Genomic DNA, 17,462 nt, shown 5'->3' with positions numbered 1-17,462 from the left:
GGCCACGGCCCCCTTCAGTAGGCTCCGCGACCGTCGACGACGGCGCGGAGCGTGCGGCCCATCACGTCGACGTCACTGGTGAACGACCAGTTGTCGACGTACTGCAGGTCCAGCTGAATCGTTTCGTCCCACGACAGGTCGGAGCGCCCGCTGATCTGCCACAGCCCCGTCATCCCGGGCCGCACGGTGAGCCGGCGCAGCTCGACCTCGTCGTAGAGCGCCACCTCCTCCGGCAGCGGCGGACGCGGGCCGACCAGCGACATGTGGCCGGTCAATACGTTGATCAGCTGCGGCAGTTCGTCCAGGGAGGTGCGGCGCAGCAGCCGGCCCACCCGGGTCACGCGGGGATCGCGGCGGATCTTGAACATCAGGCCGTCGTTCTCGTTGGCCCCGCTCAGCTCCTCCTTGCGCGCGTCGGCGTCCACGACCATGGTGCGGAACTTCCACATCACGAAGGGGACCCCGTCGCGGCCGATGCGCCGCTGGCGGTAGAACGCCGGGCCGCGCGAGCCGGTCCGGATGGCCACGATGATGCCGAGGAAGAGCGGCGAGAGCAGCAGCAGCCCGGCCGCGGCTCCCACCCGGTCCAGGGCCGACTTGAGCAGGGTCTGCACGCCGCGGCTGACCGGGGGCGCGACCCGCAGCACGGCCAGCCCGCCCGCGGACAGGGTCTCCAGCCGCTTGACGGAGACCTCCACCAGCCCGGTGAAGACGGCGAGTTCGAGCCCCGCGTCGTGCAGGGCCCAGGCGACCCGGCGCAGCCGCTCCCCCGCGATCCGCACGCCCGGGGCCACCAGCACCAGGTCGGCGTGGTGGCTGGCGACGGCGCCGAGCACGGCCGCGGCGTCGCCGCCCGCGGCCGAGGGCGGCTCGGCGTCGAGCCGGGCCGCGACGGGCACGCCGCTGACGAGCGACCCGCCGCCGACCGGGACCACGCCGACGACCACGTACGGGTGGTCGGTGCGGGCGGAGAGGTGGGCGATGACCTCCTCGGCCGCGTCGGGCTCGCCGACGACCAGGACCCGGCTGACGGCCTGGGCCTCGCGGCGGGCGGCCGAGAGGTGACGGTAGGTCAGCTTGTGGCAGGCGACCGTGATGAGCAGGGCGGGCAGCAGGGCCCCGATGGCCGACAGCCGGGGGGTGTCCTCCTCGGTCACCACGCGCGCCACGGCCAGTACGCCGATCAGAATCAGCCAGTCGTGCACGACAGGCAGCACACCGCGGGACTCCCCGAGCACGCGGGACGCGTACCGGCGGCGCAGCGCCTGCACGCCGGTCCACGCCACGGCGGCGGCGAGGGCGCAGAAGAGCGGCCTGACCTGCTGCGCGGCCTCGAAGACGAGCCCGACCGGGAGGGCGGCTCCGAGGAAGTCGGCGGCGACGGCGGCCGGGCGGTACCAACGGGCCTTGTCCCCGAGGCGCCGTACGGGCGCTGCGGACCCCACGGCGGTACGAGCCACTCTTTGCGCAGGAAAATGGACATGCCTCATGGGCCCCCCTGGCACGTGGTCAACGACTGTGGCGGGCGTCCATGGCTTCCCCAGGCAACGAACATCTGCCGCACCGGCAAACAGTACGACAAACACCAGTACGGCAAATGCCGTTCGGGGCAATACGGCCTCTCTTTGCCCAAGCGTTAGCAACCGGTATGGGCACTTCCGAATGCCGGCCCCCCCCTCTCGCACACGAAGGTGAATGGTCCGCATACCGGATACGTATCTTCGAACAACGAACGATTTCCGGCCAATCCTTTGACGCGGCCCTGACATTCGGCTCCGCAAGTGGCAATCTTCGACCGTTCTTCGCACCAGCACTGTTCTGCCCGGAGGCCCTACCCAGCCATCCGGAACCCCCCTTGCAGAAGGAGTCTGCGTTGAGGTCCACCCCCCAGCGGCGTGCCACCGCGGCCGGCGCACTCGTTGCCGCGGCAGCCATGCTCGCCGTAGGCATACAGGCAGGTACCGCCACCGCCGACGCCACCGCGTCAGAGGCCCGTACGGCCGTCAAGTCCAACCCGGGCGCGGCCAACCGCACCCTCAGCGCCTCGGAGCGTGCGACGCTCCTCGCCGAGGCCAACTCGACCACCGCGCAGGCCGCCAAGGCGCTCGGCCTGGGCGGTGGCGAGCAGCTCGTCGTCCGCGAGGTCGTCCAGGACGCCGACGGCACCACGCACACGATGTACGAGCGCACCTACAACGGACTCCCGGTCCTCGGCGGTGACCTCACGGTCCACGCCAAGGACGGCGTCACCAAGAGCGTGACCAAGGCGACCCAGCACGCGATCAAGGTCGCGGACACCGAAGCCTCGGTCACCCCCGCGGCCGCCGAGAGCCAGGCCGTCGCCGCCGCCGGCGCCGAGGGCTCCAAGGAGCTCAAGGCCTCCAAGAGCGCCCGCAAGGTGATCTGGGCGGCCTCGGGCGTTCCGGTCCTCGCGTTCGAGACCGTCGTCGGCGGCCTCCAGCACGACGGCACGCCGAACGAGCTGCACGTGGTGACCGACGCCAAGACCGGCGCCAAGATCACCGAGTGGCAGGCCATCGAGACCGGCACCGGCAACACCATGTACAGCGGCCAGGTGACCCTGGGCTCCACGCAGTCGGGCAGCACCTGGAACCTGACCGACGCCGCGCGTGGCAGCCACAAGACCTACAACCTCAACCACGGCACCGGCTCCGGCACCGGCACGCTCTTCTCCGGCCCGGACGACATCTGGGGCAACAACACGCCGCAGAACCTGGAGACGGCCGGCGCCGACGCGCACTACGGCGCCGCGGTCACGTGGGACTACTACAAGAACGTGCACGGCCGCAACGGCCTGCGCAACGACGGCGTGGCCCCGTACAGCCGGGTCCACTACGGCAACAACTACGTGAACGCCTTCTGGAGCGACAGCTGCTTCTGCATGACGTACGGAGACGGTGACGGCAACGTCAAGCCGCTCACCTCCACCGACGTCGCCGCGCACGAGATGACCCACGGCCTGACCTCGGTCACCGGCAACATGACCTACTCCGGTGAGCCCGGCGGTCTGAACGAGGCGACCTCCGACATCATGGCGGCGGCCGTCGAGTTCTACGCCAACAACCCGCAGGACGTCGGCGACTACCTGGTCGGCGAGAAGATCGACATCCGCGGCAACGGCACCCCGCTGCGCTACATGGACAAGCCCAGCAAGGACGGCTCGTCCAAGGACGCCTGGTACTCGGGCCTCGGCTCCATCGACGTCCACTACTCCTCGGGCCCGGCCAACCACTGGTACTACCTGGCCTCCGAGGGCTCGGGCGCCAAGGTCGTCAACGGCGTGAGCTACGACTCGCCGACCTCCGACGGCCTCCCGGTCACCGCGATCGGCCGCGACGCCGCCTCGAAGATCTGGTTCCGCGCGCTGACCACCGGTCTGTTCCGGTCGAACACCGACTACGCGGCGGCCCGTGTGGCCACCCTGCAGGCGGCCGCCGACCTCTACGGCGCCGGCTCGGCCACCTACAACAACGCGGCCAACGCCTGGGCGGCCATCAACGTCGGCCCGCGCATCCAGGTCGGTGTCTCGGTCACCAACCCGGGCAACCAGAACACCGTCACGGGCAGCGCCGTCAGCCTCCAGATCCAAGCCACCAGCACCAACGCCGGTGCCCTGACCTACTCGGCGACCGGCCTCCCGGCCGGCCTGTCGATCAACGCCTCGACCGGCCTGATCTCCGGTACGGCCTCCACCGCGGGCACGTCCAACGTGACCGTGACGGTGAAGGACTCGCAGAACCAGACCGGCACCGCGGCGTTCACCTGGACGGTCGGCACGAGCCAGCAGACCGTCTTCGAGAACACCACGGACTACGCGATCGCGGACAACGCGACCGTCGAGTCGCCGATCACCGTGAACCGCACCGGCAACGCGCCGAGCACCCTCAAGGTGGACGTCAACATCCTCCACACCTACATCGGTGACCTGAAGGTCGACCTCGTCGCCCCCGACGGCACCGTGTACAACCTGCACAACCGCTCCGGTGGCAGCGCGGACAACATCGTCAAGGCCTACACGGTCGACGCCTCCTCCGAGGTGGCCCAGGGAGTCTGGAAGCTCCGGGTCAACGACAACGCGAGCATCGACACCGGCAAGATCGACAGCTGGAAGCTCACCTTCTGACCCTCACCGAGGGTGCTGTGAAGGACAGCTGAGCAGATAGACACGGGGCCGCCCGGGAGAAGACCTCCCCGGGCGGCCCTGTCCCATGGGCGCCGCGGAATCACCGCAGCAGCACTCCGCCTCCCGCGTCCGTGTCCACCGGAGCCGCGACCAGTCCCAGTTCGGCCGGGGTGGCCAGCAGCGGGTGCGTGGGCAGGACGCGGACCGTGTAGCCGAAGGGCCCCGTGCGGTCGAGGGCGAGGGGGCCCTCGTACACCCAGCGCCCGTCCAGGTCCGGCCCGGCGGCCGGCTTGAGCGGGAAGCTGCGCCCGTCCCGGATCACGTCCTGGGCGTCCACCCGCCCGGCGAAGGCCTGCACCTCCACGTCCTCGGGCGCGAGCGAGTCCAGGGCCACCTGCACCCGCAGGGTGAGCGTGGCGCCCAGCTCGGCGGTGCCGTTCACGGGAGCCGCGGCCAGCGCCTCCACGTGCTCGACCGACACCCGCGGCCAGGCCGCCCGGACCCGGCCCTTCCACCAGGCGAGGTCGCGCGCCGCCTCGGGGGTGAGGGTGCGGTGCGCGAGCGCGGCCGGCGCGTAGAGCCGTTCGACGTACTCCCGCACCATCCGCCCCGCGAGCACCTTCGGCCCCAGGGAGGCGAGGGTGCGCCGGACCATCTCGATCCACCGCACGGGGAGTCCGCTCCGGCCGGCCCGGTCGTAGAAGCGGGGCGCGACCCGGTTCTCGATCAACTCGTAGAGGGCGCCGGCCTCCAGGTGGTCACGCCGGTCCTCGTCGGCGCCGAGTCCGTCCGCCGTCGGGATGGCCCAGCCGAAGTCCGGCTCGAACCACTCGTCCCACCACCCGTCCAGCACGGACAGGTTGAGGCAGCCGTTCAGCGCGGCCTTCATGCCGCTGGTCCCGCACGCCTCCAGCGGCCGCAGCGGGTTGTTCAGCCAGACGTCGCAGCCGGGGTAGAGCTTCTGCGCCATGGCCATGCCGTAGTCGGGCAGGAAGACGATCCGGTGCCGCACCCGCGGGTCGTCCGCGAACCGCACCAGCTCCTGCACGAGCCGCTTCCCGCCGTCGTCGGCCGGATGCGCCTTGCCCGCCACCACGATCTGCACCGGCCGGTCCGGGTCCAGCAGCAGCCTGCGCAGCCGGTCCGGGTCGCGCAGCATCAGCGTGAGGCGCTTGTACGAGGGCACGCGCCGGGCGAAGCCGATGGTGAGCACGTCGGGGTCGAGTACCGAGTCCACCCAGCCCAGTTCGGCCGCGGCGGCCCCGCGCTGGCGCCACGAGGCCCGCAGCCGGTCGCGCACCTCCTGCACCAGCTGCTCCCGCAGCACGCGCCGCAGGTCCCACACGTCCTGGTCCGGGATCTCGGCGACCGCGTCCCAGCGCTCGGAGCCGCCCACCGACAGGGCGTCCTCGGTGCGGCCCGCGCCGATCTGGCGGGCGCCGAGCCGCACGACCTCCGGAGTCACCCAGGTCGGGGCGTGCACGCCGTTGGTCACGGAGGTGATGGGCACGTCGGCCGGATCGAAGCCGGGCCACAGGCCGGCGAACATCTCCCGGCTGACGGCCCCGTGCAGCGTGGACACCCCGTTGGCCCGCTGGGCCAGGCGCAGTCCCATCACGGCCATGTTGAACACCCCGGGATCGCCCCCGGGATAGGTCTCGGCGCCCAGTTCCAGGATCCGCTCGACCGGCACGCCGGGCAGTTCCCCGCCCTCGCCGAAGTGGCGGGCGACCAGGGCCCGCTCGAAGCGGTCGATCCCGGCGGGCACGGGGGTGTGCGTGGTGAACACGGTCCCGGCGCGGACCGCCTCCACCGACGCGTCGAAGCCGAGCCCCTGCTCCCTCTCCAGTTCCCTTATGCGTTCGAGTCCGAGGAAGCCGGCGTGACCCTCGTTGGTGTGGAAGACCTCGGGGTCGGGGTGGCCGGTGAGGCCGCAGTACAGGCGGACGGCGCGGACGCCGCCGATGCCCAGCAGCATCTCCTGGAGCAGCCGGTGGTCGCTGCCGCCGCCGTAGAGCCGGTCGGTCACCTCGCGGGCCACGGCGTCGTTGTCCTCGACGTCGGAGTCCAGGAGCAGCAGCGGCACCCGGCCGACGCGGGCCTGCCAGATGTGGGCGTGCAGGGCGCGCCCGCCGGGCAGGGTCAGCGAGACGCGGGCGGGTGAGCCGTCGCCCTGGCGGAGCAGGGCGAGCGGGAGCTCGTTGGGGTCGAGTACGGGGTAGTGCTCCTGCTGCCAGCCGTCGCGGGACAGCGACTGCCGGAAGTAGCCGTGCCGGTAGAGCAGCCCGACACCGATGAGCGGGACGCCGAGGTCACTGGCGGCCTTCAGGTGGTCCCCGGCGAGGATGCCGAGGCCGCCGGAGTACTGGGGCAGTGCGGCGGTGATGCCGAACTCGGGGGAGAAGTAGGCGATGGCGGTGGGCAGGGCGCCTTCGGACTGCTGCGCTTGGTACCACCTCCCGCCGTTCACATAGTCATCGAGGTCGGCGGCGACGACGGCGAGCCGCCGCAGGAACCGGCGGTCGGCGGCCAGTTCCGCGAGGCGGGCCGCGGAGACGGCGCCGAGCAGCCGGACGGGGTCGCCCCCGGCGGCCTGCCAGCCCTCGGGGTCGACGGATTGGAAGAGTTCGCGTGTTTCGGTATGCCACGACCAGCGCAGATTGCGCGCGAGGTCGGCGAGCGGCGACAGGGGTTCCGGGAGGACGGGGCGCACGGTGAATCGACGGATAGCCTTCACGTGTTCCACCTTCGCAGGGGATCGCGGGTCGGAGCGGTCGCACCACGCTGTGCGTCCACGCATCACCCCCGGAAGGCTAGCGAGCACCCTTCCCCGCGGCCATGGCGCCGCCGGTGTGCTCGGGGTACCGGGCGTCAAGGGGAGCGTGCTCCCGCGCCCCGGGGCGTGACGGCGTCAACCGGGCCGTCGCCGCCGGCGACAAGCGAACGGGTGACCCTCACGGGAGCCCCGTGCGCCCCTCCCGGGACGGACGGGGCGGGCGGGTCCGGCGTCGGCGCCGAGGACCTTTCCGACCATATGTTTCCAGCCTCCTCGCCCCGCACCCGTGGCCGATTCCGCCACCCGGGACAACGGGCCACTGCGCCCCCTGCGGCCCGTACTGCGCTCTCCACAGGGGCCCGAGCGGCTGGTGGGACGGGTGGTGCGCGTCCCCACGCCCCTTGGCCCCGGCGGAGTTGACGCAGCCGCGCCGGATGTCGATCCGGGGCCGTGGACGAGTCACGCCCTACGTACGAGTAGTTGACCGAAGGCGCGGATTGGGCCGGACGAGAGTGGGAAGGGCTCCCCGGGTACACGTCGTACACGCACGGCGCACCCGCTTACAAACCCTCTCCCCGCCACCCGAGTGAACGCGGACAGGAGCGGCCATGCCCGCAGCCCAGCCGTCTTCCGAGCGGCTAGAAACAGAGCGAAATGAGCGTGCACTACCAGCCGTGATACCGGTTGGCCTGTTGTCACCGAGCCCTGCGAACTGCCCCCAGGTGATCCCATCATGATCGGTCGCATTCCCGTGCTGGACGTCCGCCCCGCCGTCGACTGCGGCACCAGACCCGCCAAGGCGGTCGTGGACGAGGTCTTCGAGATCTCCGCCACCGTGTTCCGCGAGGGACACGACGCGGTCTCCGCCCACCTCGTCCTGAGAGATCCGAGCGGGCGGCTGCGGCCCCCCGTGCCCCTGCGCGAGCTCGCCCCCGGCACCGACCGGTGGGGGGCGCGGGTGTCCGCCGACGTCGAGGGGAGGTGGACGTACGCCGTCGAGGCCTGGAGCGACCCGGTGGCCACCTGGCGGTCCCACGCCGCGATCAAGATCCCCGCGGGGATCGACACCGGGCTCGTGCTGCTGGAGGGCGCGGAGCTCTACGCGCGGGCCGGCTCCCGGATCCCCAAGCGCGACGGCCGCCAGGCCCTGCTGGCCGCGGCGGAGATCATGCGGGACGAGGACCGGCCGGCCGCGGAACGCTACGCGGTCGCCCTCGATCCCGCGGTGGACGCGGCGCTCGCCAGGCGCCCCTACCGGGAACTGGTCACCTCCTCCAAGCCGCTGCCCCTGCTCGTGGAGCGCAAGCGGGCCCTGTTCGGCTCCTGGTACGAGATGTTCCCGCGCTCCGAGGGCGCGGTGGTGGAGCCCGGGCGCACCCCCGTCAGCGGGACCTTCCGCACCGCCGCCGAGCGGCTGCCCGCGATCGCCGAGATGGGCTTCGACGTCGTCTACCTGCCGCCCATCCACCCCATCGGGTCCACCCACCGCAAGGGGCCGAACAACACGCTGTCGGCCGGGAGTTGGGATCCCGGTGTGCCCTGGGCCATCGGCTCGACCGAGGGCGGGCACGACGCCGTCCACCCCGAGCTCGGCACGATCGAGGACTTCGACGCCTTCGTCGCGCGCGCCCGCGAGCTGCAGCTGGAGATCGCCCTGGACTTCGCCCTCCAGTGCTCCCCCGACCACCCCTGGGTGGAGAAGCACCCGGAGTGGTTCCGCCACCGCGCCGACGGGACGATCGCGTACGCCGAGAACCCGCCGAAGAAGTACCAGGACATCTACCCGATCCACTTCGACACCGACATGCCCGGCATCGTCGCGGAGACCTGCCGGATCCTGCGGTACTGGATGAAGCACGGCGTCCGCATCTTCCGCGTCGACAACCCGCACACCAAGCCGGTCGTCTTCTGGCAGAAGGTGATCGCGGACATCAACAAGACCGACCCCGACGTGATCTTCCTGGCCGAGGCCTTCACCCGGCCCGCGATGATGCGCGCGCTCGCCGCCGTCGGCTTCCAGCAGTCGTACACGTACTTCACCTGGCGCAACACCAAGGCCGAGCTCACCGAGTACCTGACCGAGCTCGCGGCCACCCCCTCGGCCTGCGTCATGCGGCCGAACTTCTTCGTCAACACCCCGGACATCCTCCACGCGTACCTCCAGCACGGGGGCCGCCCCGCCTTCGAGGTCCGTGCGGTGCTCGCCGCCACCCTCTCCCCCACGTGGGGCGTCTACGCCGGCTACGAGCTCTGCGAGAACGAGGCGGTCAGGGAGGGCAGCGAGGAGTACCTGAACTCCGAGAAGTACGAGCTGCGCCCCCGAGACTGGGCGGCCGCCGAGCGCGAGGGCCGCACCATCGCCCCTCTGATCACGGCCCTCAACCGGGTGCGGCGCCAGCACCCCGCTCTCCAGCAGCTGCGCGACCTGCACTTCCATTCGACCGACAACGAACAGGTGATCGCCTATTCGAAGCATGCCGGAGCCAATTCCGTACTGGTGGTCGTCAACCTCGATCCGCACCACACCCAGGAGGCGACGGTCTCGTTGGACATGCCGGTACTCGGCCTCGACTGGCACGGGTCCCTCGCGGTGCGCGACGAGCTCACCGGCGAGACCTATCACTGGGGCAGGGCCAACTACGTGCGCCTAGAGCCGGGCCGCACGCCCGCGCACGTACTGGCGGCTCTGCGACCGTCCCCGCCCACCGGAGGGTCACCCACCACATGATGATCAACGACCCCGTCCACGACACGTTCGAGGACACCCCCGCCAAGGACCGCGATCCCGACTGGTTCAAGCGGGCCGTCTTCTACGAGGTCCTCGTCCGCTCCTTCCACGACAGCAACGGCGACGGCGTCGGGGACCTCAAGGGGCTCACCGCCAAGCTGGACTACCTCCAGTGGCTCGGCGTCGACTGTCTCTGGCTGCCGCCCTTCTTCGCCTCACCCCTCCGCGACGGGGGCTACGACGTCTCCGACTACACCTCCGTGCTCCCCGAGTTCGGCGACCTCGCCGACTTCGTGGAGTTCGTGGACGCCGCACACCAGCGCGGCATGCGGGTGATCATCGACTTCGTCATGAACCACACCAGCGACCAGCACGAGTGGTTCCAGCAGTCCCGCAAGGACCCCGAGGGCCCCTACGGCGACTACTACATGTGGGCCGACAACGACAAGCAGTACCAGGACGCCCGCATCATCTTCGTCGACACCGAGACCTCGAACTGGACGTACGACCCGCTGCGCAAGCAGTACTACTGGCACCGCTTCTTCTCCCACCAGCCGGACCTCAACTACGAGAACCCGGCCGTGGTGGAGGAGATCGTCTCCGCCCTGCGCTTCTGGCTCGACCTCGGCATCGACGGTTTCCGCCTCGACGCCGTGCCCTACCTCTACGCGGAGGAGGGCACCAACTGCGAGAACCTGCCCCGCACCCACCAGCTCCTCAAGCGGGTCCGCGCGGAGATCGACGCGCACTACCCGGACACGGTGCTGCTCGCCGAGGCCAACCAGTGGCCCGAGGACGTCGTCGACTACTTCGGGGACTACGCGAAGGGCGGGGACGAATGCCACATGGCCTTCCACTTCCCCGTCATGCCGCGCATCTTCATGGCCGTCCGAAGAGAGTCCCGCTACCCGGTCTCCGAGATCCTGGCCAAGACTCCGGCGATCCCGGACCGCTGCCAGTGGGGCATCTTCCTGCGCAACCACGACGAGCTCACCCTCGAAATGGTCACCGACGAAGAGCGCGACTACATGTACGCCGAGTACGCCAAGGACCCGCGGATGCGGGCCAACATCGGCATCCGGCGCCGGCTCGCCCCGCTCCTGGACAACGACCGCAACCAGATCGAGCTGTTCACCGCCCTGCTGCTGTCCCTGCCCGGCTCGCCGATCCTCTACTACGGCGACGAGATCGGCATGGGTGACAACATCTGGCTGGGCGACCGCGACGGCGTGCGCACCCCGATGCAGTGGACCCCGGACCGCAACGCCGGTTTCTCCTCGTGCGATCCGGGCAGGCTGAACCTGCCGGTCATCATGGACCCGGTCTACGGGTACCAGGTCACCAATGTGGAGGCGGCCTCGGCGTCGCCCTCCTCGCTGCTGCACTGGACCCGCCGGCTGATCGAGATCCGCAAGGCGAACCCCGCCTTCGGACTCGGCTCGTACACCGAGCTGCCCTCGTCCAATCCGGCCGTGCTCGCGTTCCTGCGCGATTTCGGGGACGACCAGGTGCTGTGCGTGCACAACTTCTCGCGCTTCGCGCAGCCCACCGAGCTCGACCTGCAGTCGTTCAACGGGCGGGTCCCGGTGGAGCTCACGGGTGACGTGCGCTTCCCGCCGATCGGCGAGTGGCCGTACCTGCTGACGCTGGCGGGACACGGTTTCTACTGGTTCCGGCTGCGCAAGGAATAGCCGCGCGTACGGGGCGGGTCACTCGGATGGGTCAAGCGCCCGCCCCTGTACGGATCATCCTGACCCGACACTCGCACATGCCGGATAAGCAACTGCCGCGCATCCGGGACACTCTGCGCATTCTGTGACGGCCCGGGGAAAGGACGCGACGCCATGTCGGAGGCTGCATCCGCCCGGAGCCGGCTCACGGCCGACCGGGCCGCCGGGATCGGCCCGCTGGAACCGATGCTGAGGGCCTGGCTGCCCGCTCAGCGCTGGTTCGCGGGCAAGGGCCGCGCGATCGACCGGCTCAGGACCGTCTCGGCGGCCGAGCTACTGCCGCCGGGCTCCACCCCCGGACTGCTGCACCTGCTCCTCGACGTCGACGGGGACTGCTACCAACTGCTGCTCGGGATCCGCCCGTCCCTGCCGCCCGCGCTCGCCCCCACCCTGATCGGGCGGGCCGAGCACGGACCGTACGCCGGCCGGGTGGTCTACGAGGCGCTGGGCGATCCCCGGCTCGCGGCCATGCTGCTGGAGCGGCTGCGCTCGCCCGGCGCGCTGGGCCCGCTGCGCTTCGACCGGGACCCGGCCACGGAGATCCCGGCCGCACTCGCGCCCCGGCCGCTGTCGGGCGAGCAGACGAACTCCTCGCTGATCTACGGAGATTCGTTCATCCTGAAGGTGTTCCGCCGGGTCGGCCCCGGGGTCAACCCGGACCTGGAGCTGCCCAGAGCACTGGCCGCCGCCGGCTGTACCCGCGTCCCGGCGCCCGTCGCCTGGTACGAGGCCGAGCTGCCCGGCAGCGAGCCGCTGACCCTGGGAGTGCTCCAGCCGTATCTGCGCGGCTCCGACGACGGCTGGCAGCTCGCACTGCGCCGGCTCGACGCCGGGGGCGATTTCACCGCCGAGGCGCACGCCCTCGGCCGGGCCACCGCCGAGGTGCACAGCGCGCTCGCCGCGGCCCTGCCCACCGTCGCGCTCGGCGCCGAGCAGACCGCCCGGCTGGCCGCCGGGATGACGGCGCGGCTCGCCGCCACCGCCCGGGAGGTGCCCGCGCTGCGGCCCTACGAGGCGGGGCTGCGGGGTGCCTTCGACGCGCTGGCCGCCTCCCGGGGGGCGGGGGTCCCCGCCCAGCGGATCCACGGGGACCTCCATCTGGGTCAGACCCTGCGCACCCTCGACGGGAGCTGGTCGTTGATCGACTTCGAGGGCGAGCCGGCCAGGCCGCTGGCCGACCGGCGCCGTCCGGAACCGGCGGTCCGCGACATCGCCGGGATACTGCGTTCCTTCGACTACGCCGCCCGCTCCCACCGGCCGTTCGCCCCCGCCTGGGCGGACGACTGCCGGGCCGCCTTCTGCGAGGGCTACGCCCGCACCACGGGCCGCGACCCCCGCGAGGACCCCGTACTGCTGCGCGCGTACGAGACCGACAAGGCGGTGTACGAGGCCAGGTACGAGTCCCGGCACCGCCCCGACTGGCTGCACGTCCCGATGGCCGCGATCCGGCGGCTCTCGGAGCCGCAGCGCCCCGCCCACCGCATGCCCCCGTCCACCCCGGGGGTCACCCCCCGACCGAAGCCCCCGAGGAGGCCGCTCGCGTGAGCGCCGCACGACAGCCGTCACCGACCGCCCGCGCCGAAGCCGCAACCGCCCCGGCCGACCCGGGCCCCGCGGCCGACCCGGCGGGAGCGTCCGCTCCGAAGAAGGCCCGCGCGCCCCGGGCACGCAGCGCCGCCCCGTCCCACGGGGTCCGGCGGGCGCCCGCGCTCGGCGGGGAGGAGCGGGCCCGCCTGCTGGAGGGCCGCCACCACGATCCGCACGCCGTGCTGGGCGCCCGCACCCAGCGCGACGGGGTGACCTTCCGCGTGCTGCGCCCCTACGCCAAGGCGGTCTGCGTCGTCGCCAAGGGTCTGCGGGCCGAGCTGTTCGACGACGGCGACGGGCTGTTCTCCGGGCTGCTGCCGCTGGGCGCGGTCCCGGAGTACCGGCTGCTGGTGACGTACGACGGCGCCGAGGTGGAGGTCCACGACCCGTACCGGTTCCTGCCCGCCCTCGGCGAGCTGGACCTGCACCTGATCGGCGAGGGCCGCCACGAGCAGCTGTGGAAGGCGCTGGGCTCCCAGCCGATGGAGCACCAGGGCGTGGCGGGGACCCGGTTCACCGTCTGGGCGCCGAACGCCCAGGGGGTGCGGATCGCCGGGGACTTCTCGTACTGGGACTCCACCGCCCACCCGATGCGTTCGCTCGGCGCGACGGGCGTGTGGGAGCTGTTCCTGCCCGGCGTGGGCGCCGGCGCGCTCTACAAGTACGACATCGCGCGCCCGGACGGCAGCCACACCCTGCGCGCCGACCCGATGGCCCGGTCGGCGGAGGTGCCCCCGGCGACCGCCTCGGTGGTCACCGCCTCCCGGTACGAGTGGCAGGACGCGGCGTGGATGGAGCGCCGCGGGGCCCGGCCCCCGCACCAGGCCCCCTTCTCGGTGTACGAGGTGCACCTGGCCTCCTGGCGGCCCGGGCTCTCGTACCGGCAGCTCGCCGAGCAGCTCCCGGCGTACGTGAAGGACCTGGGCTTCACGCACGTGGAGCTGATGCCGGTCGCCGAGCACCCCTTCGGCGGCTCGTGGGGCTACCAGGTCACCGGTTTCTACGCCCCGACCTCGCGGATGGGCTCCCCGGACGACTTCCGCTTGCTCGTGGACTCACTGCATCAGGCCGGGATCGGGGTGATCGTCGACTGGGTGCCCGCGCACTTCCCGCGTGACGAGTGGGCGCTCGCGGAGTTCGACGGGCGGCCCCTGTACGAGCACCAGGACCCGCGGCGGGCCGCGCACCCGGACTGGGGGACGCTGGAGTTCGACTACGGCCGCAAGGAGGTCCGCAACTTCCTCGTAGCCAACGCCGTGTACTGGTGCGAGGAGTTCCACATCGACGGGCTGCGCGTGGACGCGGTGGCCTCGATGCTCTACCTCGACTACTCGCGCCAGGAGGGCGAGTGGAGCCCGAACGAGCACGGCGGGCGGGAGAACCTGGACGCGGTGGCCTTCCTCCAGGAGATGAACGCCACGGTCTACCGGCGCTGCCCGGGCGTGGTGACGATCGCGGAGGAGTCCACGGCGTGGACGGGCGTGACGCTGCCGACGGACGCCGGCGGGCTCGGCTTCGGCCTGAAGTGGAACATGGGCTGGATGCACGACACGCTGCGCTACCTGTCGAAGGAGCCCGTGCACCGCAAGTACCACCACCACGACATGACCTTCGGGATGGTCTACGCCTACAGCGAGAACTTCGTGCTGCCGATCTCACACGACGAGGTGGTGCACGGCAAGAACGCGCTGGTGTCCAAGATCCCCGGCGGGGACTGGTGGCAGCAACGGGCCTCGCACCGGGCCTACCTGGGCTTCATGTGGGCCCACCCGGGCAAGCAGCTGCTGTTCATGGGACAGGAGTTCGCCCAGGGCTCGGAGTGGTCGGAGCAGCACGGGCCGGACTGGTGGGTGCTGGACGACTCCTACGTGGCGGCCGGTGACCACCGGGGCGTGCGCACCCTGGTGCGCGATCTGAACCGCGCCTACGCGGCGGCGCCCGCGCTGTGGGAGCGGGACAGCGTGCCGGAGGGCTTCGCCTGGGTGGAGGCGGACGCCGCGGAGGACAACGTCTTCGCCTTCCTGCGGTACGCGCAGGACGGCTCGCCGCTGCTCGCGGTGTCGAACTTCTCGCCGGTGGTCCGCCACGGCTACCGGCTCGGGGTTCCGCCGGAGGTCCCGCAGTGGCGGGAGGTCCTCAACACCGACCTGGAGGTGTACGGGGGCAGCGGCATCCACCACGCGCAGCCGCTGCGGCCCGAGCCGGTGGCGGCGCAGGGCCGCCCGGTGAGCCTGCGCATGACCCTTCCGCCCCTGGCGACGCTCTGGTTCAGGCCCTAGCGTCCGCCGCGGGCGCGGGCGGGGCCCCCGCCACCCCCGTATGCGGGGGCCCCTTGAAGGTGCACGGATGGGAGAGGTGTCCGGTTCACGTCGTGTGGAGAGTGTGACGGCTCTTGCGTCGACGGGCATTGGCTGGAACCGTACCCATGGAAAGGATCTTCGAGCGCACCGATTACCGGACAGTCGCCGGAGAACCCGGCGAAAGCCCCCACACTCCATAGGACGTTCCTACGAGGTATGGGCTTGTTTGTTTGGTCTGTAGGCGCCGCAGCCTGGCCACTCCTACCGTGTGCCCTGTGCACTCCAGCCCACCTTTCAATGCCCCCGCCGCGCGTCGTCTGCGCGCGGCCCTGGGCATGGCTCCCGGACATGTCGCCTACGGCCTGCGCGCCCAGTACGGACTCGTCGTCGCGCCCGAGACCGTGCTGGCGTGGGAGCGTGGCGAGATATCGCCCTCCTCCGTCGAGCTCACGGCGCTCGCCGGCGTCCTGTGGTGCTCGCCCGGGGAGCTGCTGGCCGAGCCGGTCACCCTCCGGGAGCACCGGATCTCCCGGGGGCTGGCGGCGGACGATCTGGCCCGCAGGATCGGCCTGGACACGGCCTCGTACCAGAAGATGGAGGACACCGGCCGCTGGCGGGGCAACGAGCGGCAGTCCGCCGCCCTCGCGAGCGTGCTGGGTCTGACGCTGGCCCAGTTCGTGACGGCGACCGGCAAGCACGAGGAGCTGGCCGAACTGCTCCGCAGTGCGGTGACCACGCGCTGGCAGGCGTACGTGAAGCCGCTGGGCAAGCTGCTGCCGATCCCCAAGCCCCACCTGGAGCGCGTGCTGGAGCAGCTGCACGGGGAGTACCAGTCGCGCATGGTCGCGACGCTCAGCTGGGGCGGCGGCCAGGGCGAGGCCGGCAACGGTGACTCGGGCCGGGAGTTCCTCGTCGGGATCGTGGACCGCTTCTGGCACGTGGCGGGCGGTGCGGCGTAGGCCGCGACGCGGCCTAGAACACCGACTCGGCCTCGTACATGCGGTTCTCGGGGACGGTCTTCAGCTCGGTGACCGCGTGGGCGAGGGGGGCCATCACGATGTCGGTGCCGCGCAGGGCGGTCATGTTGCCGAATTCGCCGCGGTGGACGGCCTCGACGGCGTGCCAGCCGAAGCGGGTCGCGAGGACGCGGTCGTACGCGGTGGGGGTGCCGCCGCGCTGGACGTGACCCAGGATGACCGGGCGGGCCTCCTTGCCGAGGCGGTGCTCCAGCTCCACCGCGAGGCGGTTGCCGATGCCGGCGAAGCGCTCGTGACCGTACTGGTCGATCGCCCCCTTCTCGTACGGCATGGAGCCCTCGGCCGGGTGCGCGCCCTCGGCGACGCAGATGACGGCGAACTTCTTGCCGCGCGCGAAGCGTTCCTCCACCATCTTCACCAGGGCGTCCACCTCGAAGGGGCGCTCCGGCAGGCAGATCCCGTGGGCGCCGCCGGCCATGCCGGACTCCAGGGCGATCCAGCCCGCGTGGCGGCCCATGACCTCGACGACCATCACGCGCTGGTGCGATTCGGCGGTGGTCTTGAGGCGGTCGATGGCCTCGGTGGCGACCATGACGGCGGTGTCGAAGCCGAAGGTGCGGTCCGTGGAGGAGATGTCGTTGTCGATGGTCTTCGGGACGCCCACCACCGGCATCCCGGCGTCCGACAGCATCCGGGAGGCGGTCAGGGTGCCCTCGCCGCCGATCGGGATGAGGGCGTCGATGCCGTAGCGCGTCGCCAGTTCCTGCGCGTTCTCGGCGGCTTCGTGGAGGCGGGCGCGCTCCATCCGGGCCGAACCGAGGATCGTGCCGCCGCGGGCGAGGATGCCGCTGACGGCGTTGATGTCCAGGGGGCGGTAGTGGCCGTCGAGCAGGCCCTTGAACCCGTCCTCGAAACCGATGACCTCGTCCCCGTGCCCGACCAGGGCGCGGTGTACGACCGACCGGATGACAGCGTTGAGGCCCGGGCAGTCGCCTCCTGCGGTGAGTACTCCGATACGCATCGTCCTGTGTCTCCTGCCGTACATATGAAGGGCGTATTGGTGAAGCCTGTCCGATTCTTCCACGGGGCCGGGGGGCCGCGCGCTTTCCGCCGCTCCGCCCCGCGGGCCTTTCGGCCCTCCCGGCCGGGCCTTTTCCCGGGCGGCGCCCTAGCTACCGACAGAGGTATTGTCAAGAGGTCAAGCGAGATCAAACAGACAT

The 17,462-nt window shown here is 71.5% G+C and carries 9 protein-coding genes; 6 read left to right on the top strand and 3 right to left on the bottom strand.

Translation table 11 applies throughout. From position 1 onward, the window contains the following. Positions 1-14: 14 nt before the first annotated feature. A complete protein-coding gene (locus tag AC07DU_RS09705) occupies positions 15-1,490 on the bottom strand; it encodes a sugar transferase (RefSeq protein ID WP_479110569.1) in 1,476 nt (491 codons plus the stop codon). 383 nt (positions 1,491-1,873) lie between these two features. Here AC07DU_RS09705 and AC07DU_RS09700 point away from each other — a divergent pair, with 383 nt between their 5' ends. Next, on the top strand, positions 1,874-4,144 hold the full coding sequence (locus AC07DU_RS09700) for a M4 family metallopeptidase (protein WP_479030956.1): 2,271 nt from the start codon (positions 1,874-1,876) through the stop codon (positions 4,142-4,144). Positions 4,145-4,244: 100 nt separating this feature from the next. Here AC07DU_RS09700 and glgP read toward each other — a convergent pair whose 3' ends face one another. After that, complete coding sequence (gene glgP / locus AC07DU_RS09695; RefSeq protein ID WP_479030959.1) at positions 4,245-6,881, bottom strand: alpha-glucan family phosphorylase; 2,637 nt, start codon at positions 6,879-6,881, stop codon at positions 4,245-4,247. 772 nt (positions 6,882-7,653) lie between these two features. Between glgP and AC07DU_RS09690 the strand changes: the two genes are divergently transcribed. From AC07DU_RS09690 to AC07DU_RS09670, 5 genes are all read left to right on the top strand, one after another. Next, the gene (locus AC07DU_RS09690) at positions 7,654-9,648 is read left to right on the top strand and encodes an alpha-1,4-glucan--maltose-1-phosphate maltosyltransferase (protein ID WP_479110567.1); all 1,995 of its coding nucleotides are present in this window, start codon (positions 7,654-7,656) and stop codon (positions 9,646-9,648) included. Next, on the top strand, positions 9,645-11,339 hold the full coding sequence (treS, locus tag AC07DU_RS09685) for a maltose alpha-D-glucosyltransferase (protein WP_360888609.1): 1,695 nt from the start codon (positions 9,645-9,647) through the stop codon (positions 11,337-11,339). Before AC07DU_RS09690 ends, treS begins: the two co-directional genes overlap by 4 nt. A 153-nt stretch (positions 11,340-11,492) precedes the next feature. Next, positions 11,493-12,923, top strand: a complete 1,431-nt coding sequence (locus tag AC07DU_RS09680; RefSeq protein WP_479030965.1) for a maltokinase N-terminal cap-like domain-containing protein — start codon at positions 11,493-11,495, stop codon at positions 12,921-12,923. After that, entirely contained in the window at positions 12,920-15,244 is a 2,325-nt protein-coding gene (gene glgB / locus AC07DU_RS09675) for a 1,4-alpha-glucan branching enzyme (RefSeq protein ID WP_479110565.1), read from the top strand. The genes AC07DU_RS09680 and glgB overlap by 4 nt, the downstream gene beginning before the upstream one ends. A 287-nt stretch (positions 15,245-15,531) precedes the next feature. Continuing rightward, complete coding sequence (locus AC07DU_RS09670) at positions 15,532-16,224, top strand: XRE family transcriptional regulator (RefSeq protein WP_479110563.1); 693 nt, start codon at positions 15,532-15,534, stop codon at positions 16,222-16,224. Positions 16,225-16,237: 13 nt separating this feature from the next. Here the strand turns inward: AC07DU_RS09670 and AC07DU_RS09665 are convergent, their stop codons facing one another. Continuing rightward, positions 16,238-17,263, bottom strand: coding sequence for an ATP-dependent 6-phosphofructokinase (locus AC07DU_RS09665; protein WP_360888597.1), 1,026 nt, complete (start codon positions 17,261-17,263; stop codon positions 16,238-16,240). Between the last annotated feature and the right edge of the window lie 199 nt (positions 17,264-17,462).

It is taken from the genome of Streptomyces sp. NPDC045695 (assembly GCF_056432025.1).
The sequence above is the reverse complement of the archived record's forward strand: the minus strand, read 5'-3'. Positions and strand labels throughout refer to the sequence as shown.